The following is a 17,377-nucleotide window of genomic DNA, read 5'->3' as shown; positions in this document are numbered from 1 at the left end:
CAAAGCATATCGGTCGGGCCGCGGGCCACAAGACGGTTTCGGCGCGCGGCCGCGATCCCCGCCGGCGCACGACCGTGGCGGACAAAGCGCACCCGCGGAACACGTTCCAATTTGCCCCCGACGATCTTGCGTCAATGCTTCCCAACCGTGGTCCGGCAATGGTTTCCTTGCACAAGGACGCCTAGACGACTTCGTATCGAGGAGTGCGCCATGTCAACCGTCGAGCCCAGCACCAAGCCGGTCCCCAATCTGCCTCCAGGCTTCGACTTCACCGATCCGGACATCCACGCCGAGCGATTGCCGGTGGAAGAACTGGCCGAGCTGCGCCGCACGGCGCCGATCTGGTGGAACGAACAACCGATCGGTGCCGGCGGGTTCGACGACGGCGGCTTTTGGGTGGTGTCCAAGCACAAGGACGTCAAAGAGGTCTCGCTGCGCAGTGACGTGTTCTCCAGCCTGCAGAAGACCGCGCTGCCGCGCTACAAGGACGGCACGGTCGGCGAGCAGATCGAGCGCGGCAAGTTCGTCCTGCTCAACATGGATGCGCCGCAGCACACCCGGCTGCGCAAGATCATTTCGCGGGCGTTCACGCCACGGGCCATCGAGCGCCTGCGCGAAGACCTCGCCGAGCGGGCCCGCCACATCGTCGAGCAAGCGGCCGCCGAGGGCCGCGGCGACTTCGTCGAGCAGGTGTCGTGCGAACTGCCGCTGCAGGCCATCGCCGGGTTGATGGGCGTGCCGCAGGAAGAACGCAAGAAACTGTTCCACTGGTCCAACGAGATGGTCGGCGACCAGGACCCCGAATTCGCCAACAACGACGCCATCACCGCCTCGGTCGAACTCATCATGTACGGCATGCAGATGGCGGCCGAGCGGACGAAGAATCCGGGGGAAGACCTCGTCACCAAGCTGGTCCAGGCCGACATCGACGGGCACAAGCTTTCCGACGATGAATTCGGCTTTTTCGTGATCCTGTTGGCGGTGGCCGGAAACGAGACCACCCGCAACTCCATCACCCAGGGCATGATGGCCTTCACCGACTTTCCCGACCAATGGGAGCTGTTCAAGAAGGAGCGTCCCGGCACCGCCGCCGACGAGATCGTCCGGTGGGCCACCCCGGTCACCTCGTTTCAGCGCACCGCGCTCGAGGACTACGAACTGTCCGGTGTGCGGATCAAAAAGGGTCAGCGGGTCGTAATGGTCTACCGCTCAGCCAATTTCGACGAGGACGTCTTCGACGATCCGTTCACGTTCAACATCCTGCGCGATCCCAACCCGCACGTCGGGTTCGGCGGAACCGGCGCCCACTACTGCATCGGGGCGAACCTGGCACGCATGACGATCGACCTGATGTTCAACGCGATCGCCGACGGCATCCCCGACCTCGAATCCATCGGCAAGCCCGAACGCCTGCGGTCGGGCTGGCTCAACGGGATCAAGCACTGGCAGGTGGACTACCACACCGATGGCAAAGCGAAAGCCCCTGCCGCGCACTAAGCTAAGCCGATGCCCAAACATCAAGCTGTCCGGATCCAGTCCGCAGGCGGCCCCCTAGAGCTGGCCGAAGTCGAAACCCAACCACCCGGCCGCGACGAGGTACGACTGACGGTCGGCGCGTGCGGGATCTGTGGCACCGACGCGCACTTCGTCAACGGGGGGTTCCCGGGCATCTCGTGGCCCCTGACGCCCGGACATGAGATCGCGGGCAAGGTCGCCGAAGTCGGTGACGGCGTGCAGGATTTCGCGATCGGCGATCGCGTCGCGGTCGGTTGGTTCGGCGGGTGCTGCTACAGCTGCGATCAATGCCGCAAGGGCCTCTTCATTCACTGCGCGAACGGGAAGGTGCCGAGCTGGCAGTATCCCGGCGGATACGCGGAATCGGTGACCGTCCCGGTGAGCGCCCTGGCCCGGATACCGGCCGAGCTCTCCGACGCCGAAGCCGCCCCCATGGGGTGTGCCGGCGTCACCACCTACAACGCGTTGCGTCACACGAAAGCCTTGCCCGGCGATCGCGTGGCGATACTGGGCGTCGGTGGCCTGGGCCACCTCGGCGTGCAGTTCGCCCGGGCGATGGGCTTCGAGACCATCGCGATCAACCGCGGCAGCGGCAAGGCCGATGACGCCCGGAAACTGGGCGCCCATCACTACATCGATTCCACCGCCAACGATCCCGCCGAAGCGCTGAAGGACTTGGGCGGCGCGACCGTCGTCCTGGCCACCGCGGGCAATTCGAAGGCGATGGCCGCCACCGTCGGCGGCATCGTCCCGCGAGGTGAACTGGTCACCATCGGCGTCACGCCCGAGCCGCTGCCGATCAGCCCCGTACAGCTGATCACCCCCGGCGTCAGCATCGTCGGGCATCCCTCCGGTACGGCCAAAGACGTCGAGGACACCATGCATTTCGCGGTCCTGTCCGGCGTTCGGGCGTGGATCGAGGAGTTACCGCTGGCGCAGGCGGCCGACGGCTATGCGGCGCTGGAGCAGGGGCGAGCGCATTACCGCACCGTCTTGACCATGTGACAGCGTCGGTCCGTGACTTCTGAGAAGGGCGCGACGTGGACGATCGGCCCGCCCGACGGTGAACTGTTGCTCCACACCGGTGTTGCCGGGCGAGCGGCGCGGATGGGCCACCGCCTCACCATCGTGATGTCGCGCTGGCGTGCCACCGTGAATTGGGCGGGTTCGCGACCCGTCAGCGCCGAACTTGCGGTCGACCTCGGTTCCTTCGCCGTGGTGAACGCCGAGGGCGGCATCAAAGGGCTGTCCGCGACCGAGAAGGCGCAGGTGCGCTCCAATGCATTGAAGTCGTTGGACGCCAAGCGATTTCCCGAGATTCGTTACAGTACGGATGTCATCGAGCGGGCCGGCGACGGGTACCGGCTCACCGGCACGCTCGAGATCCATGGCACCTCGCGAGACCACGTCGTCGACGTGCGCACCGAAGATCTCGGAAACGCGTGGCGCATATCGGGTGAAACCGCCGTCCGGCAAACCGATTACGGCGTCAAGCCCTACTCGCTGCTGATGGGCTCGGTCCAGGTCGCCGACGACGTGTCATTGACGTTTACCGCGGTTCACGCCAAGGACGGGTGAACAAAACTTCCGGGCGAGATCAGGGCTGCCCGCCCGCCGCGCGCGGCGCCGAATCGGCCGCGTCGCCCGCGTCCCCGGGGATGTGCTCGAGCACGCGGGTCAAGTAGGGCTGCCCGTTACCCGGATCCGGCTGCCGATCGCCACCGACGCCCGGTTGCTCTTCCGGCGCGGCCGGCTCGGCAGCGGGCTCGCCGGCGGCGGGCGGCTGGGCGGGTCGTTTGACCGGTGGGGGCGCCGGAAGCGGCGCGACGGCCTGGGCCGCCTCGGCGGCCTGGGGCGTGGACGGATGGGTGGTGTGCTTGGACGCGGGCGCGCTGGCCGGGCCCACGTGGATCCCCACCGCCAGCGACACCGAGCCGACGAACGTGACCGCACCGGCGGCCAACGCCGTGAGGGCCCCGGCGTACGACAGGTGCCGCTGTCGTGCCGGCGCTGAGGAAATGGGTTCGCTGTGGTGCGCCACCAGCTGGTCGTCGGTGAACTCGGTGCTGCGGGCCGCGGACAGCGCCGCGCCCCGTGCGATCGTCACCTGGGCCATCGATTGCACGAAAACCGGTACCGGCAAGGCCTTTTCGAGTTGCCATGAGAAACCGTCGATGTCGCGGTGTGCGCCGACGACGACAACCCCGCCGGGTTGCCATCCGTCGCGGTCGAACATGCCGGTCAGCCACCGGGTCAGGCCGTCGAGGCCGCCGCGCACCTGCTTGGTCGCCGTCTGGGTCTCGCCGTCCTGAGTGTCGACCATGACGACGGTCGTGGCGTCATGGTCGAGAATGCAGACCGCGGTCTGTTCGTAACCGATGACGGGTGCGATGGCCTGCGCCAGGGTCTCGATGGCCTCGAGGAACCGGACCGGCACGACGTTGTCGAAACCCGAGTCGGTCAACGCCTCCAGCACCAGCGCCGCCTGAGCGGCTGCGTCGTCGTTCCAGGTCACCCCGATGACGCGCAGTCGTTGATCGCTCGCGGCCGCCGCCGTGTCGACCCGCAAGACCTCGTCGACGACTTGCTCCGCGGTGTTCACGGCGCGGACACCCCGGCCGGCGCGCAGCGCCAACTCCTGGTGATCCAGGATGGTGCCGTCTGCGCCGTGTCCCTCAGCGAGGACCCAGCCGACGGCGGTCGGCGTCACTGACAGGCCAAGTACCGTGTCCAAATCTATGCCCCAATCGGTCCCGCGCCTCGGCTCCCAGACGCACCGACGCGCACCATCAAACCGCTGGTGCGGAGGTTCGTGAGGGCCGGAACAGACACGGGATAGCGTGGTCTTCATCGGCTTGCTTCGACAGAGCCTACGCGGTCGGCGCAAACCGGGCGGCGCCGGTCCACACCGCCTCGCGACACGCCGATAATCCCAATTGGGTTGATCGGAAGGGGACGCCGCGCCGTTCTCATCGGATATGCACACAATTCCGGTGTCGCTGTGCGCCCGATGGCGGATTCAGACGGTCGACGGCGCGACACGCACCGCCGCTGACCGTCCGCCGAAATCGCATCTGGGTCGATCGGGCGCGCGCTGTGTCTATCGCGCGGTCTCAAGGGCTTTCGGCGCCGCGCACACCGGAGGCCGCCGCCGGCCGGCGACTTTTGCGGCGGCTCGGTTAAGCGGACGCCGAGCGGGTACTCGCCGATGGTCGCCGCCCGGGTCCCCGGGTGGCGAAATTGCGAGGTAAAAGCGATACGAAACCGAGACGCGTCCGCGTCCCAATCGACATTTGACGGACTTACACGGTAAATTCCTGTGAGACCGCGATCACATTCGATCACATCCGACAAGGGGCAGGTATGACAGATCTGAGCGAGAAGGTCCGGGCCTGGGGGCGCCGACTTGTGGTCGGTGCAGCCGCGGCTGCAACGCTGCCGGGCCTGATCGGTATTGCCGGCGGCGCGGCGACCGCGAATGCGTTTTCGCGTCCGGGCCTGCCCGTCGAGTACCTGCAAGTGCCGTCCGCGGGAATGGGTCGCGACATCAAGGTCCAGTTCCAAAGCGGTGGCAACGGCTCCCCCGCGGTCTATCTGCTGGACGGGCTGCGGGCTCAAGACGACTACAACGGCTGGGACATCAACACCCCGGCGTTCGAGTGGTACTACCAGTCGGGTCTGTCGGTCATCATGCCGGTCGGCGGTCAGTCCAGCTTCTACGCCGACTGGTACCAGCCCGCGTGCGGGAAGGCCGGCTGCTCGACCTATAAGTGGGAGACCTTCCTGACCAGCGAACTGCCGCAGTACCTGGCCTCGAACAAGGGCGTCAAGTCCACCGGCAGCGCCGCGGTCGGCATCTCGATGTCCGGCTCCTCGGCGATGATCCTGGCCGTGAACCACCCCAACCAGTTCGTCTACGCCGGATCGCTCTCCGCGCTGCTGGACCCGTCCCAGGGCATGGGCCCCTCGCTGATCGGCTTGGCGATGGGAGATGCCGGCGGTTACAAGGCGGACGCCATGTGGGGCCCGTCGAGCGACCCGGCCTGGCAGCGCAACGACCCCAGCCTGCAAATCCCGGCGCTGGTCGGTAACAACACCCGGCTCTGGGTGTACTGCGGTAACGGGACACCGTCGGAGCTGGGCGGGGCGAACATGCCTGCCGAGTTCCTGGAGAACTTCGTGCGCAGCAGCAACCTGAAGTTCCAGGACGCGTACAACGCGGCCGGCGGCCACAACGCCGTGTTCAACTTCAACGCCAACGGAACACACAGCTGGGAGTACTGGGGAGCCCAGCTCAACGCCATGAAGCCCGACCTGCAGAGCGCGCTGGGCGCTTCCTCGGGCGGCGGCGGATAACCCTATTCACCTGACGCCACTACTGCGCTTGACGACACGTCAGGCGCAGTAGTGCGTTAAGGGGCGGCGATTCACGCCAGAATCGTCGCTATGTCCCGCAGCGCGCGCCCGCACCGCGTCCGTCTCGTTCCCCTGTGTGTCGGCGTGGTCGGCGGCCTGGCGGTGTGGGCGGCGCCGGCCCGCGCCGACGACGCGAATCCCCTGACCCCGTTGGTCGACGCCGCCGCGCAACGGCTACAGGTTGCCGACCCGGTGGCCGCCTATAAATGGAAAACCCACGGGGCAATTGAGGACCCCGTTCGCGTCCGGCAGGAATTGGCAAAGCTCGGCGACGACGCCGTCGCCGCACGCATCGACCGCGACTACATCACCCGGGTCTTCGGTGACCAGATCGGCGCGACCGAGGCCATCGAATACGGCCGGTTCGCGGATTGGAAACTCAATCCGGGTGACGCCCCGGCCGACTCCCCGGACCTCGCGGCCTCGCGGTCGACGATCGACGGCCTCAACCAGACGATGCTGGCGCAGATATCGGCCAACTGGGACGTGCTGCACTCGCCGGCGTGCGCGGGCCAGCTCGACGCCGCCAGGGGCGCCGTCGTCGCGAGTCGTCGGCTCGACGGCCTCTACCGACGCGCCCTCTGGTCAGCGACGCAATCGTATTGCCAGCAATAATTTAATTTTTCCTCACCATTTCCTAACCGTCGAATTTGGCCTGGCGATAACGCGATTTCCGCAGATAGAAGGCATATCTCGCGCCATTTTCGAATAGGTAACGCTTTGGCCACACGCGCCGAAAACCTTGACATGAAGAATCTCTGCAAGCTTCTCGTCAAGTCCATAGCGGTCGGCGGGTTCGTTGCAGCATCGATGGCTTCGTCCACGGGTGTGGTGAGCGCGGACGCCGCTCCCAACTGGGACGCGATCGCTCAATGCGAATCCGGCGGCAACTGGCACGCCAACACCGGAAACGGCAATTACGGTGGACTGCAATTCAAGCCGGCCACCTGGGCGCGTTACGGCGGCGTCGGCAACCCGGCGACCGCCTCCAGGGAGCAGCAAATCGCCGTGGCCAACCGGGTTTTCGCGGAAGAGGGCGTGGAGCCCTGGCCGAAGTGCGGCGCGCAGTCCGGCCTGCCGATCGGGTGGTACTCGCACCCGGCGCAGGGCATCAAGCAGATCATCAACGGGTTGATCCAGGCGGCCGTCCCGCACTGATGACACGCCCGCGTGGTCTATGACCCCGCACGAAGCTGTGTTTGGATCAGCCCATGGAAGGTTCGGCGACTGTTCACATGGCGGCGCCCGCGGCCAAGATCTGGGATCTCATCGCGGACGTGCGCAACACCGGACGGTTTTCCCCGGAGGTTTTCGAGGCCGAGTGGCTGGGCGATGCGACCGGCCCGGCCCTCGGCGCGAAATTCCGCGGCCACGTCCGGCGCAACGAAATGGGACCCGTGTATTGGACGACCTGCAAGGTCACCGCGTGCGATCCGGGCCGCGAATTCGGCTTCACCGTGCTGCTCGGTGATCGGGAGGTCAACAACTGGCACTACCGCTTGGCGCCCAGCGGCGGCGGGACCGACGTCACCGAGTCGTTTCGGCTCAACCCCGCGCCCTGGCTGGGCGTGTACTGGTTGTTCGGCGGATTTCTGCGCAAGCGCCGCAACATCCGCGACATGACCAAGACGCTGAACCGCATCAAAGACGTGGTCGAGGCCGACGCGTCGTGAAATCGGTCTTCATTACCGGCGCCGGCAGCGGCATGGGCCGCGAAGGCGCAAAGCTGTTCCACGCCAAGGGCTGGCGGGTGGGCGCGGTGGACCGCAACGACGACGGCCTGACCACGCTGCAGCAAGAATTGGGCGGCGACCGGCTGTGGACCCGCGCCGTCGACGTGACGGACAAGGCGGCCCTGGACGGCGCCCTGGCCGACTTCTGCTCCGGCAACGCCGGCGGCGGCCTCGACATGATGTGGAACAACGCCGGCGTCGGCGAATCCGGGTGGTTCGAGGACGTGCCGTATGACGCCGCGATGCGCCTCGTCGATGTGAACTACAAAGCGGTGCTGACCGGCGCCTACGGCGCGCTGCCGTACCTGAAGAAAACCCCCGGCAGCCTGATGTTTTCGACGTCGTCCTCGTCCGCGACTTACGGCATGCCCCGCCTCGCGGTCTACTCGTCGACCAAGCACGCGGTCAAGGGCCTGACCGAGGCGCTCAGCGTGGAATGGCAGCGGCACGGGGTGCGCGTCGCCGACGTGCTGCCCGGTCTGATCGACACCGCCATCCTCACCACGACGACCAACCACTCCGGCGACGGCGCCGCGCCGAGAACCGCCGAGGAGTTGCGCGCCACCGCCCCCAAAAGAGGCCCGCTGCGGCTGATGCCGGCCAGCAGCGTCGCCGAAACCGCGTGGCAGGCCTACCACCATCAGAAGCGGCTGCATTGGTATGTGCCCAAAAGCATTCGCCTGATTGACTTCTTCAAGGGCCTGAGCCCCGAACTCGTGCGACGCAGTATCGTCAAGGCCCTACCCGCGCTAGCGCCGAAGCGGCAGTAAGGAGGTCGGCTGGTGCAAAACCGCTTGCCCACAGTCGCTTTGATCCTGGCGGCGGTCGTCGTCGGCGTCGCGGGGTGCAGCGCGGCGCAGACGACGCCCCGCCGCGCCGCCCGCCTGACCATCGACGGCGCCACACACACGACACGTCCCCCCGCGTGCCGGCAAGACCAGATGTATCGGACCATCACGATTCCGGACCACGACGGCGGCGTCGAGGCGGTGATGCTGCTCAGTGGCTACCGGGCCATGCCGCAATGGGTGAAGATCCGCAACGTCGACGGCTTCACCGGCAGCTTTTGGCAAGGCGGCGTGGGAGACGCGCATGTCGACCTCGCCCATGACGCGTACACCATCACCGGCAGCGCGTACGGCATCAACAGCAGCAATCCCAACAAGGTGGTGACCACCGAATTCAAAATCGTCGCGGAGTGCTGACTCCCCCGATGCGCGCGGCCTACGCTCGTAGCGACACCTGAGCGAGGGAGGGCCGGTGAAAAAACGACTGCACTGGTTCGCGATGCACGGCTTCATCCGCGGCGCCGCGGCGTACGGCGCGCGCCGGGGTGACGTCCAGGCCCGGTTGATCGCCGATCCGGCGGTGGCGGCCGATCCGGTGCGCTTCTACGACGAGGTCCGGGCCCGGGGCAAACTGGTGAAGGGCCGCGTCGCCTACCTGACCGCCGATCACGCGCTCGCCCACGAGCTGTTGCGGTCCGACGACTTCCGGGTGGTGATCTTCGGATCGAATCTGCCCGCGCCCTTGCGATGGCTCGAGCGCCGCACCCGCGACGACCTCCTGCACCCCCTGCGTGCCCCTTCCTTGCTGGCCGTCGAGCCCCCCGACCACACCCGCTACCGCAAGACCGTGTCGGCGGTGTTCACGCCCAGGGCGGTCGCCGCCCTGCGTGAGCGCGTCGAGCAGACGGCCGCCGACCTGCTGGAGCGGTTGACCGGTGAGTCCGGCGTCGTCGACATCGTCGGGCGCTACTGCGCGCAACTTCCGGTCTCGATCATCAGCGAGATCCTCGGCGTTCCCGAGTCGGATCGGCCGCGGGTCCTGGAATTCGGTGAGCTGGCCGCGCCGAGCCTAGACATCGGGTTGCCGTGGCGGCAGTACCGCAGCGTGCAGGACGGGATCGCCGGCTTCAGTTCCTGGCTCGCCGAACACCTGCAGCGGCTGCGCCGGGAACCCAGCGACAACGTGATGAGCCAGCTGATCCAGACCGCCGAAAGTGGCTCCGCGGAGACCTATCTCAACGAAAACGAGCTTCAGGCGATCGCCGGACTGGTGTTGGCGGCGGGCTTTGAGACCACCGTGAACCTGCTCGGCAACGGGATTCGCACGCTGTTGGACGCGCCCGAGCACCTCGACGCGCTACGGCGACGACCGGAGCTGTGGCCCAACGCCGTCGAGGAGATCCTGCGGCTGGAATCGCCGGTGCAGCTGACCGCCCGGATGGCGCGGGGCGATGTCGAGATCGCGGGGCACCAGGTCGCCCGAGGCGACCTGGTGCTGGTGTACCTGGCCGCCGCCAACCGGGATCCGGCGGTGTTCAGCGACCCACACCGCTTCGACATCGAAAGACCAAACGCCGGGCGGCATCTCGCCTTTTCCGGTGGCCGGCACTTCTGTCTCGGGGCGGCGCTGGCACGCGCCGAGGGCGAAGTCGGGCTGCGGACGTTCTTCGACCGCTTCCCCGAGGTGCGCGCGGCAGGCGCCGGCAGCCGGCGCGAGACCCGCGTGCTGCGGGGATGGTCGTCGCTGCCGGTGGCGCTCGGGCCGGCCCGGTCGATGGCCGCCGCCGAAAGCTGACCGATCGCGATTGCGGCGCGAACGGCCGCAGTAGTTGACACCGGCGCGGCAACCGAGTTTATTTGCCGGTATGACAGAGGTATCTATGATCGCGGTCGAGGATGTCGTCCGTGGGCTGTGGCAGGCCCTTTCGCGCCGCGACTGGGAGGCGATCCCGACATTCTTGTCCGACGACTGCCTCTACGTCGACATGCCGGTTCCGGCCTTGTCGGCCCGCGGCCCCGAGGGCATCGTCAAACGACTCAAGATGGGTCTGGAACACCTGGCGGGCTACGAGAACCACACCGGCGTGCTGGTGTCCAACGGTTCCGACGTGCTCTACGAGCACTCGGAGACATGGACATTCGCGACCGGCGAACAGGGCGTGCTGCGGTTCGTGACCGTCCACAAAGTCGTCGACGGCAAGATCACCGTCTGGAAAGACTATTGGGACATGAACAGCCTCGTCGCGTTCGCTCCCCCGAACCACTTCGAAGCACTGGCAAATGGGGACACTAGCTGGGTGTTCGACGCGTCAGCGCTGGTCTGAATCAGACGTTCGCGAATTGCGCTGCCGCGCAACGTAATGCGCCGGCTTGGCACGCGCTGCCGTGGAATGCCGGCATGGCCACCCCTCATAGACCATTCCGGCACTCCCTCGGCACAACGGCGATAGGGCTTGGCTACAACCCGCCCTGGTGCGGATATGACACGTAGTCACCAGAACTGGTGGCGTGGCGACCCCCACTGCGTGACGCGTAGGGCGGAGGCGCCGAAGCGGCGACGGTAACGATGGCTGCGTCGACGAACGCAGCGCGGGACAACATGTGCCCAAACCTCCTTGCTGCCTCAGTTTGGTGACGTTGCCCGATTCGTCTCCCGAAGCCTATGCGCCCCCGCGGCGGGTTACAGCGGAATTTGTGAAAAATGTCGTGGCCGCGCTTTCGCGGCCGAAGACCGGGCTACCCGAGGTCGTAGATCCTGCGGGCGTTCTCGCGGGCGATGAGATCGACCACCCGGATGGCGTCGGCCTCGCTCCAGTCGCCGCGGTCGACGAATTCGCGTAGCACCCGGTGTAGGCCCCGGCGCCACAGGACCGCCCCGAGAAAGTGCAGTTCCGCGGGACCGAAACCGTCTGACGAGTAGAGGATCTTGGAAAAGGGTGCCAGCTCCAGCAGCCGCCCGAGGAACGCCGGCGACCGCGCCCCCAGGTGGTTCACGCTCAGTCCGCCATCGAGGTAGACGTTGTTGAACGCCTGCGCCAGATAACCGGCCTCACGCTCGTAGGGATAACAGTGCAACAGCACGATCGGGACGTCGGCCGACCGGCGCAGAAAGTCAAGCAGCAGGAGCGGATTGGCCTTGTGCAGGTCGCAGTCCCGATCGCCGAACCCGACGTGGAATTGCAATGGCTTGCCGAGTCGCAACGCCTGATGCAACCCGAACCGCAGCAGGATCCGGTCCCGCAATCGCGTCCCGCCGCGCGCGCGCCACCGGTCGGCGGCCTCGGCGACCTCCGCCGTCGACGGCTCGCTGAGGTCACCCTCGAAACCGCCCCGGTAGGCCAGGATCGATTTGGTGCCCACGGCGTCGGCCGCGCGCCGATGCAGGATCTCCTCGAACGCCGCCGCATAGTCACCCGCGGCTTGGGCGGCCTGTTCGGCCACCTCCTCGAGACGCACGATTTCGTGCGCACGGCCGCCCGACATCCGGGCGATCTGCCCGACGCCGGCGACCCCGCCCCCGCCGATCCCGGTGTCCACCAGCCAGTCCCCGACGCCGGCGGCCGATAGGAACACCCGCGCCAGTTCGTCTTCGGCGAACTGGCGACGACGGTCCCAATAGGCCTGCGGGTCGACGTGCTCGGGCAGGCCGAGGGCGGGGGCGCAGTGCGCGCGCACGGCGAACCCGAGTTGGGAGTCGAAACCCGAGTCGGCGATGGGCTCGGTGTTGGCCTCGTTGAGTGCGTTCTCGAATCGCCGTCGGTCGCCGGCCGCCAACCAACAACCGTGGACGTGCTGATCGATCAGCGACACCGCGCCGATGTGCTCGGCCAGGTCGCGGGTCTCGGCGCTCATCAACGGCCCGTCACAGGCTCCAGGCCATGCGGAATCGGTCCGCCAGCTGCTCGGGGTCCAGATCGCCGTAGCGTTCGTGTTCCAGTCGGCGAACCGCGACCACCATGTCGACCGCCGGATCGCCCAGGATGCACCGCATGCGCTCCGAAGCGTCCAGCGCCGCAACCGCCTCGGCCTGCGAATCGGTCAGGCGCACCACGCCGTCACGCGCGCGGTCGGCATCGGAGCGCGCCGCCGGGTCGACCGTGACCTCCGGCGGCAGCGGGGCCCCGGATTTGATGCCGTCCAGCGCGAGCCCCAGGATGGCCGCCGATGCCAGGTACGGATTGGCCGACGGGTCGACGATCTTGACCTCGACGTTTCCGCCGCGCGGGCTGGCGGGTCCGCCGGTGACGAATCGCACTGCGGCCTCGCGGTTTTCGGTGCCCCAGCACGCGTAGGCGCCGGCCCAATTGCCGGGCCGCATCCGCAGACCCGAGACGACCGATCCGCACAGCACGCCCTGGGCTTCCCGCAGACCACCAACCACGCCCGCCACCGCGCTCTCCCCCGCCGGCGTCATGCCCGCGGCGCCCGCGCCGTCACAGAACAGCGGTCCTTCCGGCGTCGTCAGCGAAAAATGTTGGTGCGCACCGGATCCGACGGCACCGGCGAACGGGGCGGGTGACAAGCTGATGCGCAGGCCGTGGCGGCGCGCCGCGCGGCCGATGATGAGCCGCATCAGTATCAGCTGATCGGCGGCGGCGACCGGCGGTTGCGGCGGCAGCGAGATCTCGAACTGGTTGGCGCCATACTCGGGGTGGAATTGTTCGATCGCGACGCCGGCTCCCGTCGCCGACCCGATCACCTCCCGGATGAACGCTTCACGCTCCAGCACGCCGGCGAGGCCGTACGGGGCCCACACCGCCGACGGCAACCGGCCGCCGTCCGGCGCGACCAACAGGAATTCGATTTCGTGCCCGACGGCCGCCTCGATGCCGGCGTCGTCGAGCGCCGTTTCTATGCGCCGCAGCGTTCCCCGGCCGCACGTGGGGACCGGCGTGCCGTCCTGGGAGAAAAACGCGGCGGGCGCCCACGCCAGGCCGTCGCCAACGATGCGCAACGCGGACAGGTCGATCCGGAGCCGCTGGTCCCCCACCACGCCGACGTCGGCGGTGAAGGCGATGCCGGTCTGGTCGATGGCGAACGCGTGCCAGGAGGGGCTGGCGCCCAGCCCGGGATCGGCGAAGGTGTTCGTCTGGCGAATCGGAACGGCCTTGGCCAGGGTGAGCCCGGCGGAATTGACGACGGTGCCGATGACCGTGTCGACGCCCTCGCCCTCCAGCTGGGCAATCGCCGCGGCGGCAAGCGGTGTGCCGGTCATGGCAGTCATTCTGCAGCCTCGCGGTGGTCCGGTCGGGTAATCGTCCCGCGTGCCCGGTCAGTTCTGGCGGCCGACGAGTTCGGAGACGAAGCGATCGAGGAATCCGTCCACGGGGGCCCGACCGGCGGGCCGGATGACGAATTTCGTCAACCCGGCCTCCAGGTACGCGTCCAGTTGGCGGTGCAGCTGATCCCACCCGGCGGCGATCAGCTCACCGGGGTCGAGGTCCGGTCGGCGCTTGCGGACCGCCGCGGTCAATTCCGCGGGCAGCTCGCCCTCGGTGACGGCGAGCGAGATCCCGAAGTGGTCGGGTTCGATGTGCCGGCCGGCCCGCTCCGCGGCCCGTTCGATCGCCTCGCGCCCGGTCCTGGCCTCCGCCGGGGTGAGGAAGCTGCCCAGCCAGCCGTCGCCGAGCGCTCCGATACGCCGAAACGCGGCGGGCGCCGAACCGCCCAACCAGATGTCCAGCGGCGGCACCGGTTTCGGGGCGATCGCCGCGCCGGTGACGGTGAAGTATTGGCCCGTGAACGTGGCCGAATCCCGTTCCAGGGCCGCGCGCAGCACCCGTAGCGACTCGTCGAAGACCGCCGCCCGCCGACCGTCGGGAACCACGAACACCTCGCGCTCGGCCGGTATCGCCGATCGCAAGCCGAACACCGGAAGGACCCGCTTCGGGGCGACGGCCGCCAGCGACGCGAGCTGCTTGGCCACCAGCACCGGATGCCGGCCCGGCAGCACCGCCACCGAGGTGCCCACCTTCAGCCGGCTCGTCCGGGCGAGCGCGTACGCCATCCCGACCGTGGGATCGACGGCCGGCGAGTACACCAGCTCGGAAAACCACAGCGAATCCACGCCGTTGGCCTCGAGGTGGTCGACGATGGCGGCCAGCTGATGTGGGGCGGTGTCCGCGCCCAGCCCGACGCCGAAGCGAACCTTCACCCGAGCCTCCTCCTGCGTGGTCTCACCCGTCGCGCAACGCCGCGGCGCCCCGTTTTGTGCCCGCGGCGCGCGTCATCGCCTGCTGCCCGGAGTTCGGAGGGCGCAAACGGCTATGCGCGGCTGGGAATGGTGAGCTTGCAGGCCTGGCCGATGTCGAGGGTCCGCAACACCCGGCCCATGCCCACCCACAGCGCGCAGGAGAGCGCCAGGTCGGCCAGCAGCTCGTCGGAGAAGTGTTCGGCGCAGCGCGTCCAGAAGTCTTCGTCGTCGCGCAGGCCGGTGTGGTCGGTGGCGAAGCGGTCGGCGAACTCGGCCGCCAGCCGCTCCTGGTCGCTGTAGCCGGGCCAGGTGCGCCATTCGTGGACGTGGTCGTACAGCTCCTCGTCGACACCCGCGGCGGGTCCGTCCTCGTCGCGGGTGTTGACGCAGACGACGCATTCGTTGCGGTGAGCGATCACGGCGCGCGCCAATTCGCGCGTGCGCAACGGCAACCGGTTCTTGGTGTAGACCGCCTGGCTGAAGGCGCCGAGCGCGCCGCCGATGTCCGGCGACTTCACAAACCAGCCGGCCAGGTCGTCGTCAGCAAATGTTCCGATTCGGCTCATGGCGTGATGGTACGCCCGCCTAAGGACCCGGGTCGCGGTTGTCGCGAAACGGGTGGAGCCACCGGCTAGCGAGCGGCCGGACCGATCGCCGCGGTTGGCGTTTCCTCATGCCAATCACGTTGGGCGAGAACCCGATGCGCGACGCGTTCGAGCGCGGCCTGCACCGCGCGGCGGTCCGGGCGGCCCTCGAAGCCCGGCGAGCGGGCGAGCTTGTCCACGAGCCAGGCCACCAGCAGCGAGTGCACGTAGCCGACTTGCTGGGCCCCGGCCGGGGTGAGCGACAGTTGGTCGCCGTCGCTTCGCGCGTAACCGCCGGTGGCCAGGCGCGCGAAGGTGGGCTCGAGAACCTCGAACGGTATTCGGTGATAGTCGGCCATGTCGGTGAGACGGGCGGTCCCGTACATCTGCGTGTAGCGATTGATGCGCAGGACCCCCCACAGCCCGGCCACGTCGAGCCGGCAATCGGGCCGCATGGCGATGCTGCGTAACCGCATGCCGGTTTCGCCGCGCAACATCCGTGCGATCGCGTTCTCCAGCATCTGGTCCGGCGTCTCGGAGGTCGGCATGCCGAACGCGTCGCCGAGATCGACTGTGCTGTCGTGGATATCCCGCAGCGGGACCTCGCGCAGGAACAGGGCCAGCACGAAACCGACCACGGCCACCGGCGCCGCCCACAAGAAAACCTCGGTGAGCGAATCGGCGTAGGCCGCCACGATGGGCGCGGCCACATCGTGCGGCTGCCGGTGCAGGGCCCCGGGCGAGCTGACCGCGTCGGGCGGCGCGCCGCTGGCCGCCAGGGCCGGGCCGATGCGGCGGTCGAGGAAGTTCACGAACAGCGAGCCGAATATCGCCGCCCCGAAAGAACTTCCGATGGTGCGAAAGAACGTCACCCCCGAGGTGGCGACGCCGAGGTCTTCGAAATTCGACGTGTTCTGCACGATCAGAACCAGCACCTGCATGGACAATCCGATCCCGGCGCCCAGGATGACCAGGTACAGCGACTGGATCAGGGCGGACGTCGACGGCTCCATCCGCGACATCAGCAAAAACGCCAGCGCCATCAGCGCGGTGCCGGTCACCGGGAAAACCTTGTAGCGGCCGGTGCGGCCGACCAGGGTTCCGCTGCCGGTCGAGGTGATCAGCATCCCGACCACCATGGGCAGCGTGCGCAGACCCGAGGTCGTCGCCGAGACCCCGTTGACGTACTGCATATAGGTCGGCAGGAACGTCAGCGCGCCCAGCATCGCAAAACCCACGACGAAGGACAGCACGCAGCACACGGCGAACACCGGACTGGCGAACAACCGGATGGGCAGGATCGGCTCGGCGGCGCGACGTTCCACCACCACGAAAACGCCCAGCGCCACCGCGGCGCCGACGAACAAGCCGATGATCGTCGGCGACCCCCACGCGTACAGCGTCCCGCCCCAGCTGGTGGCGAGCGTCAGGCCCGCCGCGCCCAGGCCGACGAACACGATTCCGGAGTAGTCGATGATCGGCTTGGCGGACGCGCCCAGCGCTGGAATCGCCGCGGCGGCAACGAAAATGACGACCACGGAGATCGGCACGTTGACCCAGAACGCCCACCGCCAGGTCAGGTAGTCGGTGAAGTAGCCGCCCAGCAACGGCCCGATCACCGTGGTGACGCCGAAGACCGCCCCGAGGATGCCCTGGTACCGGCCCCGCTCCCGCAGCGGGACGACCTCGCCGATCAGCGCGCTGGCGGTGACGGTGATGGCGCCGCCGCCGATCCCTTGCAGCGCACGCGCTCCCACCAGCATGGCCATCGACTGGGACAGCCCGCACAACGCCGATCCGACGACGAAGAAGACGATCGCCGCCTGGAACACCCGCTTGCGCCCGTAGGAGTCCCCGAGCTTGCCGGCCAGCGCGGTGACGACGGTCGATGCGAGCAGATAGCTGGTGACGACCCAGGACTGATGGCCGGCGTCGCCCAGGTTGGCGACGATCGTCGGCAGCGCGGTGGCGACGATGGTCTGGTCCAACGCCGCGAGCAGCATCCCCAGGACGATCGCGACGAAGATCAGGTTGCGCCGTTGCGGGCTGATCAGCTCGCCGCTGGGCGCGGAATTCGCCGCCGGGGTCGCCTGGGTCACCGCTGCTCTCGGGCTCGTCATGCCGGCCCGACGTTACCTACCTTGCCCG

At 68.0% G+C, this 17,377-nt stretch carries 17 protein-coding genes; 11 read left to right on the top strand and 6 right to left on the bottom strand.

Features of this window, described 5'->3' with window-relative positions; translation table 11 throughout:
* Positions 1-210 precede the first annotated feature (210 nt).
* The 3 genes from QGN30_RS14860 to QGN30_RS14850 are packed head-to-tail and all read left to right on the top strand — an operon-like array spanning position 211 to position 3,093.
* A complete protein-coding gene (locus QGN30_RS14860; RefSeq protein WP_014382588.1) occupies positions 211-1,497 on the top strand; it encodes a cytochrome P450 in 1,287 nt (428 codons plus the stop codon).
* A 9-nt stretch (positions 1,498-1,506) separates the two neighbouring features.
* Entirely contained in the window at positions 1,507-2,520 is a 1,014-nt protein-coding gene (locus QGN30_RS14855; RefSeq protein WP_095562717.1) for an alcohol dehydrogenase, read from the top strand.
* A gap of 12 nt (positions 2,521-2,532) precedes the next feature.
* Entirely contained in the window at positions 2,533-3,093 is a 561-nt protein-coding gene (locus tag QGN30_RS14850; protein ID WP_038536373.1) for a YceI family protein, read from the top strand.
* Positions 3,094-3,112: 19 nt separating this feature from the next.
* On the opposite strand, the gene QGN30_RS14845 is transcribed toward QGN30_RS14850, so the two are convergent.
* Entirely contained in the window at positions 3,113-4,249 is a 1,137-nt protein-coding gene (locus QGN30_RS14845; protein ID WP_198347120.1) for a DUF7159 family protein, read from the bottom strand.
* Positions 4,250-4,878: 629 nt separating this feature from the next.
* On the opposite strand from QGN30_RS14845, the gene ag85B reads away from it, so the two are divergent.
* The 8 genes from ag85B to QGN30_RS14805 all read left to right on the top strand — a co-directional run bounded on the left by ag85B (position 4,879) and on the right by QGN30_RS14805 (position 10,776).
* Positions 4,879-5,871: a diacylglycerol acyltransferase/mycolyltransferase Ag85B gene (ag85B, locus tag QGN30_RS14840; protein ID WP_009952996.1), complete on the top strand. Its 993-nt coding sequence runs from the start codon at positions 4,879-4,881 to the stop codon at positions 5,869-5,871.
* Between the two features lie 90 nt (positions 5,872-5,961).
* Positions 5,962-6,546, top strand: a complete 585-nt coding sequence (locus QGN30_RS14835) for a chorismate mutase (protein ID WP_263656930.1) — start codon at positions 5,962-5,964, stop codon at positions 6,544-6,546.
* 105 nt (positions 6,547-6,651) lie between these two features.
* On the top strand, positions 6,652-7,089 hold the full coding sequence (gene rpfC, locus QGN30_RS14830; RefSeq protein WP_038536378.1) for a resuscitation-promoting factor RpfC: 438 nt from the start codon (positions 6,652-6,654) through the stop codon (positions 7,087-7,089).
* Between the two features lie 35 nt (positions 7,090-7,124).
* Complete coding sequence (locus QGN30_RS14825; RefSeq protein WP_170320593.1) at positions 7,125-7,604, top strand: SRPBCC family protein; 480 nt, start codon at positions 7,125-7,127, stop codon at positions 7,602-7,604.
* The gene (locus QGN30_RS14820) at positions 7,601-8,434 is read left to right on the top strand and encodes an SDR family oxidoreductase (RefSeq protein ID WP_036459059.1); all 834 of its coding nucleotides are present in this window, start codon (positions 7,601-7,603) and stop codon (positions 8,432-8,434) included. Before QGN30_RS14825 ends, QGN30_RS14820 begins: the two co-directional genes overlap by 4 nt.
* 12 nt (positions 8,435-8,446) lie before the next feature.
* Positions 8,447-8,869 carry a lipoprotein LpqH gene (locus QGN30_RS14815; protein ID WP_038536381.1) on the top strand — a complete coding sequence of 141 codons (423 nt, stop codon included), beginning with the start codon at positions 8,447-8,449 and terminating at the stop codon, positions 8,867-8,869.
* Between the two features lie 55 nt (positions 8,870-8,924).
* Complete coding sequence (locus tag QGN30_RS14810) at positions 8,925-10,247, top strand: cytochrome P450 (protein WP_038536384.1); 1,323 nt, start codon at positions 8,925-8,927, stop codon at positions 10,245-10,247.
* A gap of 85 nt (positions 10,248-10,332) precedes the next feature.
* Complete coding sequence (locus tag QGN30_RS14805; protein WP_038536387.1) at positions 10,333-10,776, top strand: nuclear transport factor 2 family protein; 444 nt, start codon at positions 10,333-10,335, stop codon at positions 10,774-10,776.
* A gap of 412 nt (positions 10,777-11,188) precedes the next feature.
* On the opposite strand, the gene QGN30_RS14800 is transcribed toward QGN30_RS14805, so the two are convergent.
* The 5 genes from QGN30_RS14800 to QGN30_RS14780 form a co-directional block, all read right to left on the bottom strand.
* Complete coding sequence (locus QGN30_RS14800) at positions 11,189-12,304, bottom strand: amidohydrolase family protein (RefSeq protein WP_014382595.1); 1,116 nt, start codon at positions 12,302-12,304, stop codon at positions 11,189-11,191.
* Between the two features lie 10 nt (positions 12,305-12,314).
* On the bottom strand, positions 12,315-13,667 hold the full coding sequence (locus QGN30_RS14795) for a glutamine synthetase family protein (protein WP_020188642.1): 1,353 nt from the start codon (positions 13,665-13,667) through the stop codon (positions 12,315-12,317).
* Positions 13,668-13,724: 57 nt separating this feature from the next.
* Entirely contained in the window at positions 13,725-14,606 is an 882-nt protein-coding gene (locus tag QGN30_RS14790; protein ID WP_014382597.1) for a TIGR03854 family LLM class F420-dependent oxidoreductase, read from the bottom strand.
* Positions 14,607-14,716: 110 nt separating this feature from the next.
* Positions 14,717-15,211, bottom strand: a complete 495-nt coding sequence (locus tag QGN30_RS14785) for a carboxymuconolactone decarboxylase family protein (protein WP_009953008.1) — start codon at positions 15,209-15,211, stop codon at positions 14,717-14,719.
* Positions 15,212-15,276: 65 nt separating this feature from the next.
* Positions 15,277-17,349: an MDR family MFS transporter gene (locus QGN30_RS14780; RefSeq protein ID WP_233042661.1), complete on the bottom strand. Its 2,073-nt coding sequence runs from the start codon at positions 17,347-17,349 to the stop codon at positions 15,277-15,279.
* Positions 17,350-17,377: the final 28 nt, after the last annotated feature.

This window comes from Mycobacterium sp. 3-98 (assembly GCF_035918355.1).
GTDB lineage: Bacteria > Actinomycetota > Actinomycetes > Mycobacteriales > Mycobacteriaceae > Mycobacterium > Mycobacterium intracellulare.
The sequence above is the reverse complement of the archived record's forward strand: the minus strand, read 5'-3'. Positions and strand labels throughout refer to the sequence as shown.

Excerpts from the sequence above, each read along its gene's own strand:
- QGN30_RS14785 (WP_009953008.1), bottom strand. The coding sequence starts at position 15,211 with ATGAGCCGAATCGGAACATTTGCTGACGACGACCTGGCCGGCTGGTTT.
- QGN30_RS14780 (WP_233042661.1), bottom strand. The coding sequence starts at position 17,349 with ATGACGAGCCCGAGAGCAGCGGTGACCCAGGCGACCCCGGCGGCGAAT.
- QGN30_RS14860 (WP_014382588.1), top strand. The coding sequence starts at position 211 with ATGTCAACCGTCGAGCCCAGCACCAAGCCGGTCCCCAATCTGCCTCCA.
- QGN30_RS14855 (WP_095562717.1), top strand. The coding sequence starts at position 1,507 with ATGCCCAAACATCAAGCTGTCCGGATCCAGTCCGCAGGCGGCCCCCTA.
- QGN30_RS14800 (WP_014382595.1), bottom strand. The coding sequence starts at position 12,304 with ATGAGCGCCGAGACCCGCGACCTGGCCGAGCACATCGGCGCGGTGTCG.
- QGN30_RS14795 (WP_020188642.1), bottom strand. The coding sequence starts at position 13,667 with ATGACCGGCACACCGCTTGCCGCCGCGGCGATTGCCCAGCTGGAGGGC.
- QGN30_RS14835 (WP_263656930.1), top strand. The coding sequence starts at position 5,962 with ATGTCCCGCAGCGCGCGCCCGCACCGCGTCCGTCTCGTTCCCCTGTGT.
- QGN30_RS14805 (WP_038536387.1), top strand. The coding sequence starts at position 10,333 with ATGATCGCGGTCGAGGATGTCGTCCGTGGGCTGTGGCAGGCCCTTTCG.
- ag85B (WP_009952996.1), top strand. The coding sequence starts at position 4,879 with ATGACAGATCTGAGCGAGAAGGTCCGGGCCTGGGGGCGCCGACTTGTG.